This window comes from Polaribacter sp. KT 15, assembly GCF_900143115.1.
GTDB lineage: Bacteria > Bacteroidota > Bacteroidia > Flavobacteriales > Flavobacteriaceae > Polaribacter > Polaribacter marinaquae.
Genome location: NZ_LT670850.1, coordinates 595,490 through 617,102, shown reverse-complemented (window position 1 = coordinate 617,102; position 21,613 = coordinate 595,490). Strand labels below are relative to the sequence as shown.

19 protein-coding genes are annotated in these 21,613 nt (G+C 29.5%); 8 read left to right on the top strand and 11 right to left on the bottom strand.

What is annotated here, in order from left to right; translation table 11 throughout:
• The first annotated feature begins 79 nt into the window (after positions 1-79).
• On the top strand, positions 80-295 hold the full coding sequence (locus B5464_RS02925) for a hypothetical protein (RefSeq protein WP_079737111.1): 216 nt from the start codon (positions 80-82) through the stop codon (positions 293-295).
• 179 nt (positions 296-474) lie between these two features.
• Here the strand turns inward: B5464_RS02925 and B5464_RS02920 are convergent, their stop codons facing one another.
• Together B5464_RS02920 and B5464_RS02915 are read right to left on the bottom strand one after the other, a co-directional pair.
• Complete coding sequence (locus B5464_RS02920) at positions 475-1,662, bottom strand: pyridoxal phosphate-dependent aminotransferase (protein WP_172830851.1); 1,188 nt, start codon at positions 1,660-1,662, stop codon at positions 475-477.
• 29 nt (positions 1,663-1,691) lie between these two features.
• Positions 1,692-2,783 carry an acyl-CoA desaturase gene (locus tag B5464_RS02915; protein ID WP_079737110.1) on the bottom strand — a complete coding sequence of 364 codons (1,092 nt, stop codon included), beginning with the start codon at positions 2,781-2,783 and terminating at the stop codon, positions 1,692-1,694.
• A 123-nt stretch (positions 2,784-2,906) separates the two neighbouring features.
• On the opposite strand from B5464_RS02915, the gene rsmG reads away from it, so the two are divergent.
• Positions 2,907-3,536, top strand: a complete 630-nt coding sequence (gene rsmG / locus B5464_RS02910; RefSeq protein WP_079737109.1) for a 16S rRNA (guanine(527)-N(7))-methyltransferase RsmG — start codon at positions 2,907-2,909, stop codon at positions 3,534-3,536.
• 4 nt (positions 3,537-3,540) lie between these two features.
• Here the strand turns inward: rsmG and B5464_RS02905 are convergent, their stop codons facing one another.
• The 5 genes from B5464_RS02905 to B5464_RS02885 all read right to left on the bottom strand — a co-directional run bounded on the left by B5464_RS02905 (position 3,541) and on the right by B5464_RS02885 (position 8,744).
• The gene (locus tag B5464_RS02905; RefSeq protein WP_079737108.1) at positions 3,541-4,236 is read right to left on the bottom strand and encodes a hypothetical protein; all 696 of its coding nucleotides are present in this window, start codon (positions 4,234-4,236) and stop codon (positions 3,541-3,543) included.
• A gap of 26 nt (positions 4,237-4,262) precedes the next feature.
• A complete protein-coding gene (locus B5464_RS02900; protein ID WP_079737107.1) occupies positions 4,263-5,180 on the bottom strand; it encodes a glutaminase in 918 nt (305 codons plus the stop codon).
• Positions 5,181-5,188: 8 nt separating this feature from the next.
• Positions 5,189-6,040: a DUF3667 domain-containing protein gene (locus B5464_RS02895; RefSeq protein ID WP_079737106.1), complete on the bottom strand. Its 852-nt coding sequence runs from the start codon at positions 6,038-6,040 to the stop codon at positions 5,189-5,191.
• 73 nt (positions 6,041-6,113) lie between these two features.
• Complete coding sequence (lysS, locus tag B5464_RS02890) at positions 6,114-7,808, bottom strand: lysine--tRNA ligase (RefSeq protein WP_079737105.1); 1,695 nt, start codon at positions 7,806-7,808, stop codon at positions 6,114-6,116.
• Between the two features lie 432 nt (positions 7,809-8,240).
• On the bottom strand, positions 8,241-8,744 hold the full coding sequence (locus B5464_RS02885; protein ID WP_079737104.1) for a DUF456 domain-containing protein: 504 nt from the start codon (positions 8,742-8,744) through the stop codon (positions 8,241-8,243).
• A gap of 122 nt (positions 8,745-8,866) precedes the next feature.
• Here B5464_RS02885 and B5464_RS02880 point away from each other — a divergent pair, with 122 nt between their 5' ends.
• From B5464_RS02880 to B5464_RS02860, 5 genes are all read left to right on the top strand, one after another.
• Positions 8,867-9,229, top strand: a complete 363-nt coding sequence (locus B5464_RS02880; RefSeq protein ID WP_077809903.1) for a BlaI/MecI/CopY family transcriptional regulator — start codon at positions 8,867-8,869, stop codon at positions 9,227-9,229.
• Positions 9,230-9,242: 13 nt separating this feature from the next.
• Positions 9,243-10,790: a M56 family metallopeptidase gene (locus B5464_RS02875; protein WP_079737103.1), complete on the top strand. Its 1,548-nt coding sequence runs from the start codon at positions 9,243-9,245 to the stop codon at positions 10,788-10,790.
• 10 nt (positions 10,791-10,800) lie between these two features.
• Positions 10,801-12,057, top strand: coding sequence for a tetratricopeptide repeat protein (locus B5464_RS02870; protein ID WP_079737102.1), 1,257 nt, complete (start codon positions 10,801-10,803; stop codon positions 12,055-12,057).
• A gap of 61 nt (positions 12,058-12,118) precedes the next feature.
• Entirely contained in the window at positions 12,119-13,144 is a 1,026-nt protein-coding gene (locus B5464_RS02865) for an energy transducer TonB (protein WP_079737101.1), read from the top strand.
• Positions 13,145-13,205: 61 nt separating this feature from the next.
• Positions 13,206-13,658: a hypothetical protein gene (locus tag B5464_RS02860; RefSeq protein ID WP_154066920.1), complete on the top strand. Its 453-nt coding sequence runs from the start codon at positions 13,206-13,208 to the stop codon at positions 13,656-13,658.
• A gap of 67 nt (positions 13,659-13,725) precedes the next feature.
• On the opposite strand, the gene obgE is transcribed toward B5464_RS02860, so the two are convergent.
• The 4 genes from obgE to B5464_RS02840 form a co-directional block, all read right to left on the bottom strand.
• Entirely contained in the window at positions 13,726-14,715 is a 990-nt protein-coding gene (gene obgE, locus B5464_RS02855; RefSeq protein ID WP_077809898.1) for a GTPase ObgE, read from the bottom strand.
• 52 nt (positions 14,716-14,767) lie between these two features.
• Positions 14,768-15,886, bottom strand: a complete 1,119-nt coding sequence (locus tag B5464_RS02850; protein WP_079737099.1) for an adenylate kinase — start codon at positions 15,884-15,886, stop codon at positions 14,768-14,770.
• A 93-nt stretch (positions 15,887-15,979) separates the two neighbouring features.
• Positions 15,980-18,979, bottom strand: a complete 3,000-nt coding sequence (gene secDF, locus B5464_RS02845; protein ID WP_079737098.1) for a protein translocase subunit SecDF — start codon at positions 18,977-18,979, stop codon at positions 15,980-15,982.
• A gap of 160 nt (positions 18,980-19,139) precedes the next feature.
• Positions 19,140-19,730, bottom strand: coding sequence for a hypothetical protein (locus B5464_RS02840; protein WP_079737097.1), 591 nt, complete (start codon positions 19,728-19,730; stop codon positions 19,140-19,142).
• 187 nt (positions 19,731-19,917) lie between these two features.
• Between B5464_RS02840 and B5464_RS02835 the strand changes: the two genes are divergently transcribed.
• Positions 19,918-21,594, top strand: a complete 1,677-nt coding sequence (locus tag B5464_RS02835) for a formate--tetrahydrofolate ligase (RefSeq protein ID WP_079737096.1) — start codon at positions 19,918-19,920, stop codon at positions 21,592-21,594.
• The last annotated feature ends 19 nt before the right edge of the window (positions 21,595-21,613 follow it).

Genomic DNA, 21,613 nt, shown 5'->3' with positions numbered 1-21,613 from the left:
TACTTTTTAGAAACTTTTAGTCTGTAACAAAGAGTGTTAGATGTCGTCTTCTTAGTATAAATCAATAAAACCAAATACCATGAAATATTTACAATCAACTACCGTATTAGAAAGAGGAATTTTAACTTCTAGTTATAAGAAAGAAATAAAAAATAGTATTGCTAGAGAAAAAGGAAAGTCTATTTCTAAAATAAAAAGCTTTGTTTTTAATCATCAAACAAGACAAGAAAGTCAAACCGCAGTTATTTTACAAGTTTCTTTATTTGTATTTGCGTTGGTTATGATTTCTATTTAATAGCTTATTTAAAATAGTTGGCAAGTATGCATGCGTGAAGGATTGCAGCATTTGTTTGAGCTCTTTTGTGAAGTATGAACAAAAAGCGAGTGCAAAAGCCTGACCTGAAAGGGCACGCTAAAACAAAAAAAAATCCATCTTAAAACAAGATGGATTTTTAAATAATTTATGTTTTGCTTTTAACTTAAAGCTTCTTTAATTCTTTTAATTGCTTCTCTTAACTGCAATTCTGATGCTGCATAAGACATTCTAATACAATTTGGCGCACCAAAGGCTTCACCAGTTACTGTTGCAACATTTGCTTTTTCTAGAATAAATAAAGAAAAATCGCTTGCATTTTCAATGGTAACACCGTCTATTGTTTTGCCAAAAAATGCAGAAATATCAGGAAAAACGTAAAAAGCACCTTCTGGTACATTTACTTTAAAACCTTCTATTTCTCTTAATAAACCAACAACAAGATCTCTACGAGTTCTAAACTCGTCTACCATATATTGTATTTTAGAAACTGGCGCTAATACAGCTGTAATTGCAGCTCTTTGCGCAATACAGTTTGTACCAGAAGTAACTTGTCCTTGCATTTTAGTACACGCTTTTGCAATCCATTCTGGGGCACCAATATAACCGATTCTCCAACCTGTCATGGCAAATGCTTTTGCTAAACCATTTACAGTTATTGTTCTATCGTACATGCTTTCTATGGCAGCAAAACTAAAAGGCTTTGCACCGTAGTTGATATGTTCGTAGATTTCATCTGATAATATATAAACTTGCGGATGATTTTCTAATACAGCTGCTAAAGCTCTGTATTCTTCTTCGCTGTACATAGAACCACTTGGGTTGTTTGGCGAGTTAAAGAAAATCATTTTTGTTTTTGGCGTAATTGCACGTTCTAATTGCGCTGGCGTAATTTTAAAATCGTCGTCTATTGAAGACGGAATTTCAACAAATTTAGCCTGACTTAATATAGATATTGCAGAATAACTAACCCAATATGGTGCAGGTAATAAAACTTCGTCACCTGGGTTTAACAATACTTGAGCAACATTTGCAATAGACTGTTTTGCACCCGTAGAAACTACAATTTGATTTGGTTTATAATTAATATTGTTATCACGTTCAAATTTTGTGCAAATTGCTTCTTTTAACTCTAAATAACCGTCTACTGGCGTGTAAGAATTATAGTTTTGATTTACAGCTTCTATTGCCGCTTCTTTTATAAAGTCTGGAGTGTTAAAATCTGGTTCTCCTAAACTTAAACTTATAATATCTTTTCCTTCTGCCTTTAATTCTCTGGCTTTAGCAGCCATTGCTAATGTTTGCGAAACAGGTAAGCTGTTAATTCTGTCCGATAATGGATGTTTCATTGTGTACTACTGTTAGTTGTGTGTTTTTGTTATGCTATTTCTGGGTTTTTTCCTAAAACTCCTAAGTGTCTAAAATGTTCTATAATTGCTTTACGCATGGTATCGTATTCATTATAAGGTAAATTAAACTCACTTGCAGTTTCTTTTACAATTTTAGCTAATTTATTATAATGTACATGAGAAATATGCGGAAAAATATGATGTTCAACTTGATGATTTAAACCACCCGTATAGAAGTTTACCAACCAATTGCTAGGAGCAAAGTTAGATGTGGTATATAATTGATGGACTGCCCAAGTGTGTTCTAAATTACCATCTTTATCTGGTAATGGCATGTCTGTATTTGGTACAATGTGTGCTAATTGAAAAACCAAACTCAAAATCATACCAGCAGTATAATGCATTACAAAAAAGCCAATAATTACTTTCCACCAAGAAATATCTAATACTAAAATTGGTAAAGCAATCCATAGTGCGTAATAGGCTATTTTCGAGATTACTAGTTTTGTCCATTCTGTAGTAGGATTCGGAAATTTACCATAAGATAATTTTCTTTTTAAATACCTACGCATTTGTTTTACATCTGTAGTTATTGCCCAGTTTATTGTTAACAAACCGTACAAGAAAATAGAATAATATTTTTGAAATTTATGAATGTTAAACCATTTAGAATGTTGTGAGAAACGTATTATTCTACCAGCGTCAATGTCTTCGTCATGACCTTCTACGTTAGTAAATGTATGGTGTAAAACATTGTGTTGCACTTTCCAGTTATACACGTTACCAGCTAAAATATAAATGCTGCTACCCATTAGTTTATTTACCCATTTTCTTTTAGAGAAAGATTCGTGGTTCGCATCGTGCATAACATTCATACCAACTCCTGCCATACCAACACCTGTTAAAACCATTAATAAAGCCATTGCCCATTGTGGCATTGATACAGTTAAAACTAGTATAAACGGAATTAAAAATAGAGAAAACATAATAATTGCTTTTGAGTACAATTTCCAGTTTCCGGTTCTTTTGATGTTATTTTCTTTAAAATAGGTATTTACTCTTTTATTTAGAGTTCTAAAAAATTTAGCTTTATCGACTCTAGAGAAAGTTATTGTTTTCATTCAGTGTTTTAATATTGATTTGCAAAAATAATCTTTTTGAAATTGCTTTTTATGATAAACGTCAGGTTTTGTTACTAATTGTTTGTTAACAATAACTATTTTTGCAATTCAAACATTACAAAGATGGATATCATTCACAAATATTTTAAAAATTTATCAGAAACACAAATAGCACAATTTAGCAAGTTGCAAGAATTGTACAAAGATTGGAATTTAAAAATTAATGTTGTTTCTAGAAAAGATATAGACGAGTTGTATTTACGCCACGTTTTACATTCTTTAGGTATTGCAAAAGTTATGCAGTTTAAACCAGGTTCTAAAGTTATGGATGTTGGTACTGGTGGTGGTTTTCCTGGAATTCCGTTAGCAATTTTATTTCCAGAAACTCAATTTCATTTAGTAGATTCTATTGGTAAAAAGATTAAAGTTGTAAATGAAGTTAAAGAAGGCTTAGGTTTAGAAAACGTAAAAACTTCGAATTGTAGAGTAGAAGAAATTAACGATACCTACGATTTTATTGTAAGTAGAGCAGTAGCACAAATGGAAACTTTTGTTGGTTGGACAAAAGGTAAAATTGCTAAAAAGCAAAATCACGATTTAAAAAACGGAATTTTATATTTAAAAGGTGGTGACTTGTCTGAAGAGCTTAAATTATATACTTCTGCAACAATTTATGATTTGCCAGATTATTTTGAAGAAGATTTTTTCGAAACAAAAAAAGTAGTGCATTTAGGCATGAAGTTTAAAGGCTAATCACCTAACAAATCATTAGTAAACGAGTTTGCCCTTTTTCTTTTGGCGCTCTGTGTATACAAGGTAAAACTTTGCTTGTAGGATGGTCTACAGCTAATTTCCAGAAATTTCCAATGCCCAAATTTGTAATTTGTGCGTTGGGATTTGCTTGGTAATGCAAATCAAAATAAAAGTCTGATAAAAAAGTTTCAAAACCTTCTTCTTTACCGTTGTGTAATTTTAATAATTCTTTTCGTGTTTCCGGAATCAAGATTTTTTGTGTTGCTTCAGAATTCGAAACAATTTCACTAGCTTCTCCGTAATAAGTACAAAGATAGGTTGCTGTTGGTATTGGCGATTTGTCTACGTGAAAAGAATAAACATCCGTAGGGAAAAAAGGGTAACTATCATCTGCATCATAATTTTTTATGATATTTAAAACGGGTGCAGCTCCTTTTTCTTCTAACATTTTCATGTCATTTAAAAGTAATTCTCTGGCTATATTTCCCTTTTTAGTCAATTTTAAAGCTGCTAAATCTTTTGCACTGATTACTGTAATTTTATCTGTACAAATTATTTTATTTATTATTTCAGCAAAATTACCCTGTAAAGAACGTTGCAAACAAATTGCATTTACATCATCTTTAAAAGTAGTTTCTAAAAAAGAATCAAAACTAAAAACTTCTTTAACGTTTTTGTTAATTTTTAAAGATGTACTCATAGAAATTTAAATATGTGTTAGTACTGTTAAAAAATAGAAGAAGCTGTTTTTGTTGTAAAATTTTCTAAAAATAACATTCCTTTAAAAGAATTTCCTTTTTCATTTAATTTAGGGCTCCAAACAGCAATACAATATTTATCTGGATGAATCGCTACAATACCACCACCAACACCAGATTTACCAGGCAAACCAACACGAAAAGAAAACTCTCCAGATTCATCATAAAAACCACATGTAAGCATTATTGCATTAATTCTTTTTGTTTGGCTTTCCGTAATAATCGAGTTTCCTTTATGAGTTGTGTAATTATCTTCTGTTAAGTACATAAAGATTTCTGTTAACTCTTTACAAGTTAGCTCTAAAGAACAGATATGAAAATAGAAATCTAAAACATCATCTACATTGTTTTTAATGTTACCAAAAGATTTTATAAAATTACAAAGTGCAACATTTCTAAAACCAGTTCTTTTTTCTGATTCAGCAACTTTTTCGTTGTAATTAATATTGTAATTGTTTGCAATTTCTCTACAAAAATCTAAAAAATCTTCTTTCGGATTTTTTAAATGACCAATTAATACATCGCAAACTACAATTGCACCAGCATTTATAAACGGATTTCTTGGTATACCTTTATCAGATTCTAATTGTTGTAAAGAATTAAAAGGATTGCCAGAAGGCTCTACATCTACACGTTGCCACAAGTTTTCTCCTTCTAATTGATAAGCTAGTGTTAATGATAAGATTTTTGAAATACTTTGGATAGAAAACTTCTTTTCAAAATCACCAACACCATAATTTTGTTTTTCGATAGTTGTAATGCTAATACCAAAATTTTCATCAGAAATACAACCTAACTCTGGTATGTAATTGGCAACTTTACCTTCGTCTTTAATGTTTTTTATTTCAGCATAAATATTGTCAATTATGGTTGGATATTTTTTCATCTATTGTATTATATTTTTGTGAGACCAAACTTAGCTAAAATGAAAGTTACAATACCTATTAAGACTAATAATATAATTACTAATAGTAATAAACCAATTAAAAATCTAAAAAATTTTAAAACCGATTTACCTACAGAAAGTTTGTATAATTTTTTAAATGCATATAAATAATATAGAATGTATGCAATTACACTATAAAAGTAAATTGAAGGATGAATTAACATCGCAGCAATAAAAGCAATGATAGAAAAGTAAGTTGTTAAACCATATAAATAAGAATTCATTACAATATGTTCGCCAAAATTATGTGGTTTTCTATAGGTCCATTTACTTAACAATGCATAAAATGGTAAAAACAAAAAGGTTAAGAGGTTGTAATAATGAAGCATAAACTGCATCATGTTTTCAGAAACCTCTAATTGTTTCTGAGCCATTTTCTTATTAACCTCCATTTTTTGAAGTTCTTCTTTAGATACGTTTTTAAATGCAGATACATCTAAATTTGCAGTTTCTTTAAGTTGACTTATATCTTCTGATCTAAAGTTACTTTGCATGTTTATAAAGTCGTCTGCAAAATAATTAAATATAATAAGAGATAAACCAGCACCAATAGCTAAAAAAGCAAACGGATTCACGTATTTTTTACGAACACCTATAAGGTATTCTGTTAGAACTTCATCTGGGCTAGTAATCATTTTTTTTAGAGTCAAAAAAAACTTACTATCAATACCAAATACATTAATAACTAATTCTGTAACAAGTTGTTTAAAAGTAATTCTATTAACAATAACTTTGGCGCCACAATTATCACAAAACTGGACATCGTTTTCTAGCTTTTCTTCACAATTTTTACATATCATAAATCAAATATAAATAAAAAAGGAACTACATTTCTGTAGTTCCTTATTAAAAATTTATGTGTAATTAGAAGTTTTATAAAGCTTCTACAAACAAACCTTCGTCTGTTTTGCTCACTTTTGCAACTTCCTTTTTAGTTAAGCCTTTAATTGTTTTATCCCATTTTTTATTAGATAAACCAGATTGTGTTTTTAAATCGTTTAAATCTATTTTTCCTGCTTTTTCAATCATAGCTAAAACCGCTTTTTCTTCGTCGTTTAACTCTATAGAAGGCGCTTTTTTCTCTGGTCTCATTTGAGGAAAGAAAAGTACTTCTTGTATCGATTGATTGTTTGTTAAAAACATAATTAATCTGTCCATACCAATTCCCATACCAGAAGTAGGAGGCATACCATATTCTAAAGAACGTAAGAAATCGTGATCTATAAACTCTGTAGCTTCATCGTCTCCTTTTTGAGCCAATTTAAGCTGATGTTCGAAACGCTCTCTTTGATCAATCGGGTCGTTTAATTCTGAATATGCATTTGCTATTTCTTTACCGCAAACCATTAATTCGAAACGTTCTGTTAATTCAGGATTGTCTCTATGTTCTTTACAAAGCGGCGACATTTCTTTAGGATAATCTGTAATAAATGTTGGCTGAATGTAGTTTCCTTCACATTTTTCACCAAAAATTTCATCAATTAATTTTCCTTTACCCATTGTTTCATCAACAGGAATATTCATGCCTTTAGCAGCTTCTCTAATTTCATCTTCTGTTTTTCCTGTAATGTCAAAACCAGTAAAATGCTTAATAGAATCTGCCATTGTAACTCTAGCATACGGTGCTTTAAAATCAATTTTATGTTCACCAAAAGTAGCTTCAGAAGTACCGTTAACCGCAATAGCACAATGTTCTAATAATTTCTCACAGAAATCCATCATCCAGTTGTAATCTTTGTAAGAAACATAGATTTCCATAGCTGTAAATTCAGGATTGTGTGTTCTGTCCATTCCTTCGTTTCTAAAGTTTTTAGAAAACTCATAAACACCATCAAAACCACCAACAATAAGTCTTTTTAAATATAACTCATTTGCAATTCTCATGTATAACGGTATGTCTAAAGAATTGTGATGTGTAATAAATGGTCTTGCCGCAGCACCACCAGGAATAGGTTGTAAAACTGGCGTTTCAACTTCAAAATAACCAGCATCATTAAAGAAAGAACGCATTGCATTAAACAATTTTGTTCTTTTAATAAAAACTTCTTTTACATGTGGGTTTACAACTAAATCTGCATAACGCTGTCTGTAACGCATCTCTGGATCTGTAAACGCATCATAAGTAACACCGTCTTTTACTTTTGGCATTGGTAAAGGCTTTAAAGCTTTAGATAATAACTTAAAATCTTTAACCATAACGGTTTTTTCACCAACTTTAGTTGTAAAAAGTGTTCCGGTAATTCCTACAAAATCTCCTAAATCTAATAATTTCTTAAAGACATTATTGTATAAAGATTTGTCTTCGCCAGTACAAATTTCATCTCTATTAAAATAAAGCTGAATTCTACCTTCACCATCTTGTAACTGTGCAAAAGAGGCTTTACCTTGTATATTAATTACCATTAATCTACCTGCAATAACCACCTGTTTATCTTCCGCAAAGTTCTCTTTAATCTCTTTCGAATTGGTATCTACCGGAAATAATTCTGCAGGATAAGGGTTGATACCCAAATCTCTTAATTTTGTAAGCTTTTCTCTACGTACAACTTCTTGTTCTGATAATTGCATTTCTTATATATTAATGATAAATTTTTAAAGACTGCAAAGATACAATCTTTCAAGAATTTAACAATTGTAGATTTCAAGAAAATAATAAATATTTCTTGTAGATATCATAAAACGTTGTATATTTGCCCGCTACTTTTTGTTGAAGTAGCATTTAGTTGTGTTGTTTGGCACTTTATAAAAAGTGTCGTGGTTTTGTTAACCAATGGAAAGCTTCCCTTAAATGGGACGCTTTTTTTTTGCTCTAAACTCAACAAAATTTCCTTTTTTGAAGCTATTCCTGCTTTACGCACTCGCTTTTTTTTATTCAGAAAAAGAATAAAAAAAGAGCTCAAACAATGCTGCAATCAGGTCTAAGCGCATTTGTAAGCTATTATACAATTCTATTTTATGTCGCAATTTTTTATAAACTTATATCTTTTGTCAAAATTAGAATTAGAAAAAAGAAGCTTTGTATTCCCAAAATTTCATCAGAAATAGAATTACAAAAACAAAAGATACCGAAAACTTTATAGTTGCAGAAGCTAAAATTCCTATAAACGAACCGAAAGAAGCCTTTAAAGCTCTGTTTGTATCTTTACTATCATACATAAGTTCGCCAATTAATGCGCCAAAAAAAGCACCAATTAACAAACCAAAAGGAATCGGAATAAAAAACAAACCAATAAATAAACCTATTGTTGTGCCATAAACACCATTTTTACTGCCACCAAAACGTTTAGTTCCTATTGCCGGAATGATATAATCTAATACCCAAATTAGAATTGCAATTGCCAATGTAATTCCTAAGAAAGTCCAATTAGTTGCTATTACAGATGTAAAATGTAAGATTAACAAACCCAACCAACCTGTTAAAGGACCAGGTAAAACAGGTAAAAATGAACCTACAATTCCTAAAAGAACCAGTAAGAAACCTATTATTAATAAAAAAATATCCATAAGTACTTTTATTGTAAGACGAAGTTATAAAACGTTTGTTACATTAATTTATAACTAAAAAATTAGTTTAAACTAATTTTTTAGTTATATTTGTATTGTTGAACTAAAAACTTAGTTATAATATGAGTAAACAATTAACAAAAGCAGAAGAGCAAATAATGCAAGTATTGTGGGATTTAAATGAAGCCTCTGTAAAAGAAATTATAGCTGTTTTACCAGAACCTAAACCAGCATACAATACTGTTTCTACAATAGTAAGAATTTTAGAAAATAAAGAATTTGTAGCGCACAAACCGTTAGGTAGAGGTTTTATGTATTACCCAATAATAGACAAAGAAACTTATAGCAACCAGAGTTTACATAAATTAATGAATGGTTATTTTAATGGGTCTTTTAAAAGTATGGTTTCTTTTTTTGTAAAAGAAAACAAAATGGATGTTAAAGAGTTAGAGTCTATTTTAAAAGAAGTTAATAAGAAAGAATAAAAAATTAAATGCTATGATTAATTATATAATTCAAGTAATCTTATTTCAAATATTGTTTTTAACTATTTATGATTTCTTTTTAAGTAAAGAAACCTTTTTCACTAAAAATAGATGGTATTTGTTAAGCACACCAATACTGTCCTTTTTATTACCATTAATAAAAATACCAACATTTCAAAAAGCGGTTCCGCAAGAATATATTGTGTACTTACCAGAAGTCGTTATATCTCCAGAAACTGTTATTCAAAAATCAACTTGGTATCAATCTATAAATTATATCGATATCATATTTGCCATTGGTGTTATTGTTTTTACAGTGGTTTTTTTATCAAAATTAATACAGATATTCAAGCTTATTAATTCTTATAAACTTGTAAGAAAAGTGGGGTATACTTTGGTTTTAATCCCGAATCAATCAAAAGCATTTTCGTTTTTTAATTATATTTTTTTAGGAGAAGAAATTCCAGAAAATCAAAAAGAACAAATAATTGCGCACGAGTTAGTACATAGTACTCAAAAGCACTCTTTAGATTTATTATTGTTTGAGTTTTTAAAAATTATAATGTGGTTTAATCCGATGATTTTTATTTACCAAAAAAGAATTACGCTAGTGCACGAATATATTTCTGATGAAGTTGCCACCAAAAATGAACCCAAAGAAAATTACATAAATAAATTGCTATCAAGTTTTTTTCAGGTTGAAGATATTGCATTTATCAACCAATTTTACAAACAAACATTAATTAAAAAAAGAATTATTATGATGAAGAAAAAACAATCTAAAAAAATGAATCAGTTAAAGTATTTGGTATTGATTCCTGTATTAATGAGTATGCTTTTTTATACTTCTTGTGCAGATAATGAACTAAAGGAAATTTCAATTTCTAAAAAAGAAGTACAAACAATGTATCGAAATCAAGAAGGGGTTCTTGTAAGTAAAAAAGGAAAGGAAGAAACATATTTAGATAATTTTATAGGAAGAGAAGCGCCAATAGGAGCAAAGAAAATTTCAATAAATGATTTATCTAACAATGAAAGAGAAGAATATGAAATAATGAAAAATATAATTGACGAAAGAGGAAAAGATGGACCTGAGTTTGCTGAAATATTTAGTTTTCATCTTTATAAAATGCCAAACGGAAGAAATGCTAGTGCAATGTTAATGAAATTGGATAAGACAACAAAAAAGACTGAAAAGCGAAGTTCTAAAGATAGTTCTGTAAATATTTTAAAAATAGAAAAGGCTCCAACTTTTCCTGGGTGTGAGGAAGGAGATAAAAATTGTCTTCATAAAAATATTCAACAACACTTTTCTGAAAATTTTGATACAAACTTGCCAAATAATTTGGGCTTATCAACAGGTAAAAAAAGAGTTTTTGTTGGTTTTAAAATAGATAAAAATGGAGAGGTTATAGATTTGCAAGCCAGAGCTCCGCATCAAGAAATTAAAGAAGAAGTTTTAAGAGTAATGAGTAGTTTGCCAAAAATGATTCCTGGTGAAAATAAAGACGGAAAAGTTGTGGTTAGTTACAATGTACCATTTACTATTTTGGTAAACTAATTTAAAATAAATGAAAAAGAGAATTTTAATTGTATTACTATTTGTGGTAGTAAAAGTCGGGGCGCAAACCTCGGCTTTTTCTGCGATAGATAGTTTATCAGATAATGGTAGATATCATTTAGCATTAAAAAAACTAAAAGCAATAAAAGACCAATCGTTTTTGTCAAACTATAAAACTGCTGTTATTTACGAATCTATCGATAACTATAAAGAAACAGCAAATTATTTAGAAAAAGCTTTAGATTTTAAAGAGGATAAAAAAGCGAGTTTAAAATTGGCAAAAGCATATCAAAAATTAAGTAAATCGAATCAATCAATTGCTATTTATGAGAAATTATTGGCAAAAGATTCTTTAAACTTAATTTTAGAATATCAATTGGGTAAATTGTATTTACAGTATAGAAAAAGCAAAAAAGCCATTTCTTTATTTAAAGATTTAATAGAAAAAGATAGTACAAATGCTCATTATTCTTATCAATTAGGTTTAGCATATGCGTACACTAAAGATAGAGATCGTATGATAAATAGCTTTATCAAAACTTATAAAAAGGATAGTTTACATGTAAAGTCAATTTCAAAATTGGCTCTTAGTTTTTTTAAGTTAAGAGAAAAGGATTCTACTTATTTGTTTATTAATAAAGGTTTAGCAGTTGCACCAAACCATATCAATATAAATAAGGTGAAGGTAAATCAATTTTACAGAGAGAAAAAGTATAAAGAGATTGTACCCATTTTGTTAAAGCTAGATAGTATAAAACCTATGGATTTGTTTACAAACACAATGTTAGGTAAAGTGTATTACAATTTAGAAGATTTTGACAATGCAAAAGTAAGATTTGAAAATGCAGCAGAAATAGACGCAACTAATTTTAAGACTTTTACCTATTTAGGCCATATAGGTATGAAAAAAGAAAATTTTTCTAAAGCAATGTTTAATTACTTAAGAGCAGCAACTATTGGTAAAGAAAAACGAGACGAAGAATATTATGGTTTGGCATCTGCATATTATAAAATGAAACGACCTAAAATGGCTTTGCGTTTTTATGAAAAAGCATTTGAAGAAAACCGTAAAAATCACAATGCAAAATTTCAGGTAGCTAAAATAACAGACGATCTTTATAAGGATAAAAAAATGGCTTACAAACAGTATAAAAGCTATAATGAACTTTTTAAAAATTTAGATAAAGTAGAAAGCGAATATGTACAAAAAAGAATATCTGAAATTAAAAAAGACTACTTTATGAGAGGTGAGAAGTTAGAAGAGTAATTCATTAAATTTTAGTAGTTTTACAATGCAAATAAAACATTGTTTCAATTACTCCTAAAAAATGAGATTACTACTAACATTATTATTACTAATATTTTCTTTTTCTATACAAGCACAAGATAATAAAGACTTGGCAAGAGTTTATTTTAATAAAGCGCTTAAAAGTTTTGAGGCGTTAGATTTAGAAAAAACAACCAAATATTTACAAAAAAATAAAGAATTAAATAACGGAATTACTCAAGAGAAAATAGCCATTTTTGGCTCTAAATTTTTTTATGATTTAGGAGATTACATAAAAGCAGAAGAATATTTTAAAGCTTTTTTTAAGTTGAATAAAAACAAATCTTCACAAAGCTATAAAGATATGCTTGTGGCATATACTAATAACTTAGATGCTAAAGATTCTCCTAATAAATCGGTAAATAAATTAAAAGTTTTAAAACAAAAAAAGGAAAAGCAAGATGCTTTAGATAACGCAAAAAATCTAGCATTAAAAAAACAAGAAATTGCACGGTTAAAAAAGGCTATCTTATCTTTAGAAAAATCCCTTTCTTATGTATCTAATAAAAATTCTGATCAATATAAAAAGATGAAGTCTTCTTTAGATAAAATGAAAGAAAACTTAAACTCTTTAGGCGGAACATTAAATACTTCTGATACAAATGTTTCAACAAACAAAACTGTTGATGCAAATAATATTTTTACAGAATTAACTAAAAAACCATCAAAACCAGAATCTTTTACTATCATAGAAACGCCGCCAATTTTTCCTGGTTGTGAAAAAGGTTCTTCAAAAGAAATTAAAAATTGCTTTAGTTTAGGTGTTAAAAGACATTTTCTGAAAAATTTTGACGCAAATCTTCCAAGTAAATTAGGATTAACTGTTGGTTTAAAAAAGATTATTATACTTTTTAAAGTAGATGAAAAAGGTAATGTAATTAATATTGATGCAAGAGCGCCGCATCCTAAAATTAAGGAAGAAGCTATAAGAATTGCGACTTCTTTACCTAAAATGACACCAGCAACTCAAAGAGGTAAAAACGTTAAGGTTGCTTATAGTTTTCCGTTTTCTATAATGGTAGAATAAAAATTATTATTTATTTAAATTACGTTAACTTTATATAATGGTATTTCGAACAGTTTTTCTGATGCTTTTTATTGCAGTATTTGCTTCTTGTACTAATTTTTCTTTTGGTACAAATAAGCAAATACAGGCATTAGATACAATTGTTAATTTTTCTTCGGTAGATACTTCGCCTTCTTTTAAAGTTTGCGATTCTCTAATAGCTAAAGAAGAAAAATCGAATTGTTTTAGAAATACAATTCATAATAAAATAGGAGAGGAGTTACTAAAACATGAGTTTGCTGTAGATAAGGCTGTTTCAGAAATAGTTTTTGTGGATTTGGTAATCGATTCTAAAGGAACTATTTTATTAAAAGACATAGAATCATCCGAAGCAATTAAAAACAGTTTACCACAGTTAGATAGTATTATATTACTTTCTGTAAATAAAATACCTAAAATATATCCTGCTATTAAAAGAGGAATTCCTGTAACAACAAAATATAGGCTGCCCATTTTAATAGAATTAAAAGAATAAAAAAGCCATTTTAGAAAATATAGATTCTCTAAAATGGCTTTTTAAATTTGTTTTAAAACTGATTTTTTTAATTCAGCATTTTCCAAAGTTTGTCTTTTAATTCTTGTAAACCTTTTTGAGCAACCGAAGAAATAAAGATAGCTTCTACACCTTTTGGTAATTCGGCTTTAATTTCTGCTTGTAACTCCTCATCTAACATATCTGTTTTAGAAATAGCTAACAATCTATCCTTATCTAATAACTCTGGATTGTGTTTTTTAAGCTCGTTTAAAAGAATTTCATATTCTTTATTAATATCATCACTATCTGCAGGAACTAAGAATAATAACGCAGAATTTCTTTCGATATGACGTAAAAAACGATGACCTAAACCTTTACCTTCTGCAGCACCTTCTATAATACCAGGAATATCTGCAATTACAAAAGATTGATGATTTCTATATTCTACAATACCTAAATTTGGTTTTAGTGTTGTAAAAGCATAATCTGCAATTTTAGGTTTTGCAGCAGTTAAAACAGATAATAAAGTAGATTTACCCGCATTAGGAAAACCAACCAAACCAACATCTGCTAATAACTTTAATTCGATTCTAAACCAACCATCTTGACCATCGATACCAGGTTGAGCGTATCTTGGTGTTTGGTTTGTAGAAGATTTAAAATTCCAGTTTCCAAGTCCGCCTTTACCTCCAGGTAATAAGATTACTTCTTTTTGATCTTCTGTAATTTCATGCAAAATTTCATCCGTATCTGCATCTCTAATAATTGTACCCAAAGGTACATCGATATAGATATCTTCTGCATCTTTACCAGTACTTCTACTTGCACTTCCGGCGCCACCACCTTCTGCTCTAAAATGACGTTTAAACTTTAAGTGAAATAGTGTCCACATGTTTTTATCTCCACGCAAAATTATGTGTCCTCCACGGCCACCATCACCACCATCAGGTCCTCCTTTGGTAATGAATTTTTCTCTGTGTAAATGCACAGAACCTTGACCTCCTTTACCAGAAGATGCGTAAATCTTTATATAATCGACAAAATTTCCTTCAGTCATGTTTTCTAATTAAATATAAAATTAAATGCTTAATTACATTTAATTTAAAAATCTATAAAGTATCAAATACTTTAGAAATTCTTTGTGTTATTTCTTCTATAGAACCAACACCATTAATTCCGTAATATTTATCTTGAGCTTCAAAATAATCTTTAAGAATTGCAGTTTTTGTGTTGTATTCATTAAAGCGGTTTCTAATTTTACCTTCGTCGGTATCGTCTGTTCTTCCGCTTGTTTTACCTCTTTCTAATAAACGGGTAACTAATACGTCTTCTGGCACTTCTAAAGCAACCATACCATTTATTTGTTCTCCTTTTTCCGCTAAAAATGCATCTAAAGCTTCTGCTTGAGATTCTGTTCTTGGAAAACCATCAAAAATAAAACCTTTAGCATCTGTATTTTTTTCTACTTCTGCTTTTAGCATGTTAATAGTAACCTCATCTGGTACTAAATTTCCATCATCCATATATTTTTTAGCCAACATACCAAGTTCTGTTTGGTTTTTGATGTTAAAACGGAATACGTCTCCAGTAGAAATGTGTACTAAATTATACATTTCTTTTAAATACTCTGCTTGTGTTCCTTTTCCAGCTCCTGGAGGGCCAAATAATACGATGTTTTTCATTTGTGGTGTTGTTGATAATTGATATATTTCTGGGTAATTTCTTCCTAAACCATTATAATCTAAACCATAACCAACAATAAATTTATCTTCGATACTTTGACCGATATAATCTATGGGTAGTTCTTTTCTAAAAACATCTGGTTTAAAAAATAACGTAGCTACTTTTAGTTGCTTTACATTTTTATCTTTAAAGATATTATAAATTTCTTGAAGCGTTGTACCTGTATCTATAATGTCTTCTAAGATGATAACGGTTCTGCCAGTTAAATCTTCGTTAATACCAACTAACTGTTTAACATTATCTGTACTACTTGTGCCATTGTAAGAGGCTAGTTTTACAAAAGAGACTTCACAATCGCCTTGATATTCTCTAATAAAATCTGCTGCAAATAAAAAGCATCCGTTTAAAATTCCTACAAAAATAGGAACTTCATCTTTTGGTAAATCTGCTTTTACAGCTGTTGCTAAATACTTTACAATTGCCGAAATTTTATCCTTATTAATATAAGGTTTAAAATAAAGGTCTTGAAGTTTTATAATACTCATAAGTTTGCAAATATAACTGCTATTAATGAAATGAAAAAACCGTTTTCTTATGTTTAAGCACAAGAAAACGGTTTTTGTTAAGTTAAGTTAGAACTATTTGTTCTTTTCTTCTTTTTTTGAAGTATCAAACATTATTGGTGTTGCCACAAATAAAGATGAATATGTACCAACAGCTACACCTACAATTAAGGCAAACATAAATCCTTTAATAGAATCTCCACCAAACAAGAAGATTGCTAACATTACTAATAATGTTGTTAAAGAAGTGTTGATTGTTCTTCCTAAAGTAGAACTTAATGCTTTGTCTACAACTTCGCTGTATTTCCAGTTAGAATGGATACTTGCAAATTCTCTAATTCTATCGAATATTACCACGGTATCATTTAGCGAATAACCAACAACGGTTAATATTGCCGCAATAAACGATTGACCAATTTCCATATCAAAAGGCATAAAGCTATAAGTAATAGAGAATACACCTAATACGATTAATACATCATGGAAAACTGCAATTACAGCACCAATAGAGAAAGATACCTTTCTAAAACGTAATAAAATGTATAAGAATACTACTAATAAAGAACCGAATACTGCATATAATGCTGATGTTTTAATATCATCTGCAATAGTTGGTTCTACTTTAATATAACTCATTACACCAGCACTTTCTTTTTCGAAACCTGGTTTAAAGTTTTCGTAAGAAGTATCACCTAAATAAGATTGTAAACCTGTATACAAAGTACTTTGTACTTCTTCGTCTACTTCTTGTCCTTCGTCTTCTATTTTATAAACTGTTGTAATTTTTAATTGATTTGGCGTACCATAAGTTTTTACTTCTGGTGCAGTACCAAATGCTCCTTTTAAAGTTTCTGCAACTTCTGTAGCATTCATATCTTGATCAAAACGAACAACATAAGATCTACCACCTTTAAAATCAACACCTTGCTTTAAACCGATAGAAAAAATAGAGATTAAACCTCCAATAATAATTGCACCAGAAATTACATAAGCAATTTTACGTTTCTTTAAGAACTCTACATTAATATTTTGGAACCATCCTTTAGAGATAGAAGTGTTAAATGTTAATTTAGAATTTTTATTTACAGCACCGTCAATTAATAAACGTGTAATAAATACTGCAGTAAATAAAGATGTTGCAATACCAATCATTAATGTTAATGCAAAACCTTTAATTGGTCCTGTACCAAAAACATATAAAATAATACCTGTTAATAAGGTAGTAATGTTTGCATCAATAATTGCAGATAATGCTCCTTTTACAGAGAATCCTTCTTCTACAGATTGCTTTAAACCTTTCTTTTTAGATAAACTTTCTTTAATTCTTTCGAATATAATTACGTTGGCATCTACAGACATACCTATTGTTAAGATAATACCAGCAATACCAGGTAAAGTTAACACAGCATTAAATGATGCTAAAATACCGAAGATAAATAAAATGTTTACTGCTAATGCAATATCTGCATATAAACCAGCTTTACCATAGTATAAAACCATCCAGATTAAAACTAATAAAATAGCTAAACCAAATGAGTTGATAGAAGCGTTGATAGATTCTTGACCTAAAGAAGGCCCAACAACTTCTGCTTGAATAATTCTTGCAGCAGCTGGTAATTTACCTGCCTTTAATACTGTAGCAATATCTTCTGCTTCTGCAACAGTCATGCTTCCACCAGAAATAGAAGTGCTACCACCTGTAATTGCATTATTTACTGTTGGTGCTGTATAAACGTTATCATCTAATACTACAGCAATAAATTTGTTTGGTTGTGCAGCTAAATCTGTTGTTAATTTTGCCCAAGCTTTTGTTGCACCACTATTCATTGTCATGCTTACTTCTGGCTTGTTTAATTGACTGTATACTTGAGACGCATCTAAAATTACATCACCTTCTAAAGGTGCAACATCATTTCTGTTAGATTTTATAGCGTATAAAGCAACAAATTCATCAGCTTCAAACTCATCATCTGAAGTTGCATTTCTTTCTGTAGTAAAAGATTTATAATCCCATAAGAATTTTACATAACGTAACTCGTTTGGTAATAAATCTCTAATTTCTTTTCTCTTTAATAAATCATTTACTTTTGCAGTATCAATTACTTTAGAATAACCAATTGTAGAGCTTATTTGTGCTTGCATTGGGCTTAAGTAAGAGAAAAGCATTTTTTGATTTACTTGTGTAGAGTCGATAGATTCTCCTAATAAATCATCAATATCATCTTTTTTAGTAGTGTCCTTTACTTTTTCTGTTACAGATGTATCTTTTAATAATTCGATAGACTTAGAGTTTGCTACAGATAAATATTGTAAAACTTCTGCATTTGTGTAAACTTCCCAAAACTGTAATTCTGCTTTACTTGTAATTAAAGAAGTTACACGTTCGATGTCTTTAGCACCAGGTAATTCAATTTGAATTCTACCAGAGTTACCAATTCTTTGAATGTTTGGAGAAGAAACTCCAAATTTATCAATTCTACTTCTTAATACTTCAAAAGCAGTACCAATAGAACTGTTTATTTCTTTTTGTAAAGTTTCTCTAACAGAAATATTGTTTTCGTTAAAAGAGATTTTATCACTTAAGGCTTTTGTACCAAAAATTGATGGATCGCTTAATTTAGTATCTCCAGCAAGTAATTCAAATTCTTCGAAAAATAAATCTAAATAGTTAGAGTTACTACTTTTTTGCTTCTCGTCAGCAATTTCTAAAGCCTTGTTAAAAGCTTCGTTTTTAGAGTCGTTAGATAAATTCTTTAAAACTTCTTTTACAGAAACTTGTAAGATTGCATTAATACCACCTTTTAAATCAAGACCAAGATTCATTTCTTTGTCTCTTACATCGTTATAAGTGTATTCTGCAATACCTAAATCTACAATGTTTTTATTTGCAACACTGTCTAAATATTTTTTTTCTGTTGTTGCTTTTAATCTAGCATCATTATCCGTTACTTTTTCTTCTGCATATACTTTTGCATCATCTTCTACCTTATTGGCTAAAAATGTAAATGATAGTTGATATAAACTCACTATTCCGAAAAGGATAGCGAATACTTTAATAAGTCCTTTGTTTTGCATGTTTTTTATTTTATTGTCTGCTTTTTTTTGTTAAAAACGAGCAAATATATAGTTTCTCGAATTATCAGACAATTAATTTTTTTGTATGTTTTTTTAGCGTATGAGTATGGTTCTCATAAAATTGAAGTGTATTCTTAAAAAGTGTTTAAAAATACTTTTTTTAAGATAGATAAGACTTTGGGCCAGCCCTAACTTCTGGTTCTTTACAAGAAGCTTTATCTTTTGTAAAAGGATTGTCCTTATTTACTTTGTAAGCAGTTTTATACAATTGTTCTGCAGTACTACTTTCTAAGTTTTTAATTAAAGCACTATAGTTAACAGTAGTAAAACGATCTGAATTGTATTTAATTTCGAATACAAACTTCTTATCTACATTAGATAATTGTGTTGCATCATTTAGTTCGTAAACATCAAAATTATAATTTGTTGAGTTCTTATAAGGAGAATTTGTATTTAAAAGTAATTTATTCTCTTTAGAAAGAATTTCTCTTATGTTTTTAATATCAATCTTACTAAAATAAGAGATCTTTAATGTGCTAGTTTCAGATTTATGAATTACAATATTTGTAATCCCAACTTTTAGTAGTTTTTCTTTAACTTCTGCAATAGATTTTTCAATATCTTTTTCATTAATATTTGCATCAACAAATTCTAGAACAATTTCTTGGTTCGGTAAAGAAACTTGCTCTTGGAATGCGCCAAAGTAGATAAATATTAAAAAGAAAGTACTAAAGTACCATTTTGCTTGCATGCGCCAAATATATAAAAAAATGTTGTTTTACTTTCTAATTATATAATCTTATTTAAATGAGTTTGTTAGAGTGAAAATTATTTATATGTTAAAGTTTGTTTCGATTCTGATTATCGTTTTATAAAATATGAAATTTAACTATATTTATTTTTCAAAATTGATAAAATAACATTCAGATTATATAAAAATGAAACACCAAACAGATATTGCAATTGCTCAAGCAAAAAAGTTGTTGCATATAAAAGAAATTGCAGCAAAAATAAATGTGAAAGAAGACGATTTAGAAATGTATGGTAAATACAAAGCTAAATTGCCATTACATTTAATAGATGAAACCAAAGTAAAAGAAAATAATTTGGTTTTGGTAACAGCATTAACTCCAACTCCTGCCGGAGAAGGTAAAACAACAGTTTCCATAGGATTAACTGAAGGATTGAATAAGATTGGGAAACAAGCGACAGTGGTTTTGAGAGAACCTTCTTTAGGGCCTGTTTTCGGAATTAAAGGTGGTGCAGCTGGCGGTGGATATTCTCAAGTTGTGCCAATGGAAGACATCAATCTGCATTTTACAGGAGATTTTAATGCAATCGAAAAAGCCAATAACTTACTATCTGCTTTGATTGATAATAACATTCAAAGTAAAACAAATAACTTAAACATCGATCCTAGAACTATTCTTTGGAAACGTGTTATAGATATGAATGATAGAGCTCTTAGAGATGTAACTATTGGTTTGGGAGGAACAGCAAACGGAATACCTAGACAAGATGGCTTTAATATTACTCCGGCATCAGAAGTTATGGCAATTCTTTGTATGGCTTCTGATTTAGAAAATTTAAAAGAACGATTGGGTAACATTTTTATTGGTTTTACTTTCGATAAAAAGCCAGTATTTGCAAGAGATTTGAAAGCCGAAAATGCGATGGCAATTTTATTAAAAGATGCTATTAAACCAAATTTGGTACAAACTTTAGAAGAAAATCCTGCAATTATCCATGGCGGACCATTTGCAAATATTGCACAAGGTACTAACACCATTATTGCAACTAAAATGGGACTTTCTTTGTCTAATTATGTTGTTACAGAAGCTGGTTTTGGTGCAGATTTAGGTGCAGAAAAATTTCTAAATATTAAATCTCAGTTTGCAGATTTAAATCCGAAATGTGTAGTTTTAGTAGCTACAATTAGAGCTTTACGTCATCACGGTGGCGCATTAAAAGATGCTTATGATACTGCAGACTTGGTAAAAGTAAAAAAAGGTTTTGCTAATTTAGAGAAGCATATAGAAAATATTAGAAAGTTTAATATAGAACCTGTAGTTGCAATAAATTCTTTTATTTCTGATTCTGAAGAAGAAGTTAATTTTTTAATTGAAAGTTGTGCTAATTTAGGTGTAAAAGCGGTCCTTTCTAAAGGATGGGCAAACGGAGGAGAAGGTACAAGCGATTTAGCAAAAGCTGTTGTAGAAGTTGTAGAAACAAAAGCAACACAATACAAACCTTTGTATAATTGGCAATCTCCTATAAAAGATAAAATAGAAATAATTGCTAAAGAAATTTACGGTGCAGATAAAGTTGTTTACGATAACAAAGCGCTATTAAATCTAAAAAGAATTGATAGGTTAGGTTTTAATGATTTTGCTGTTTGTATGGCGAAAACACAAAAATCATTTTCCGATAATGATAAATTAATAGGTAGGCCTAAAAACTTTATAATTACAGTTCGAGAAATTGAGATAGCAGCTGGCGCACAATTTGTTATTCCTATTCTTGGTAAAATGATGAGAATGCCTGGGTTGCCTTCTAACCCTGCATCAGAAAATATGTTTATCGATAAAAACGGAGTTATTTCTGGATTGTCATAATTTAAAAGTTTTAAATTAT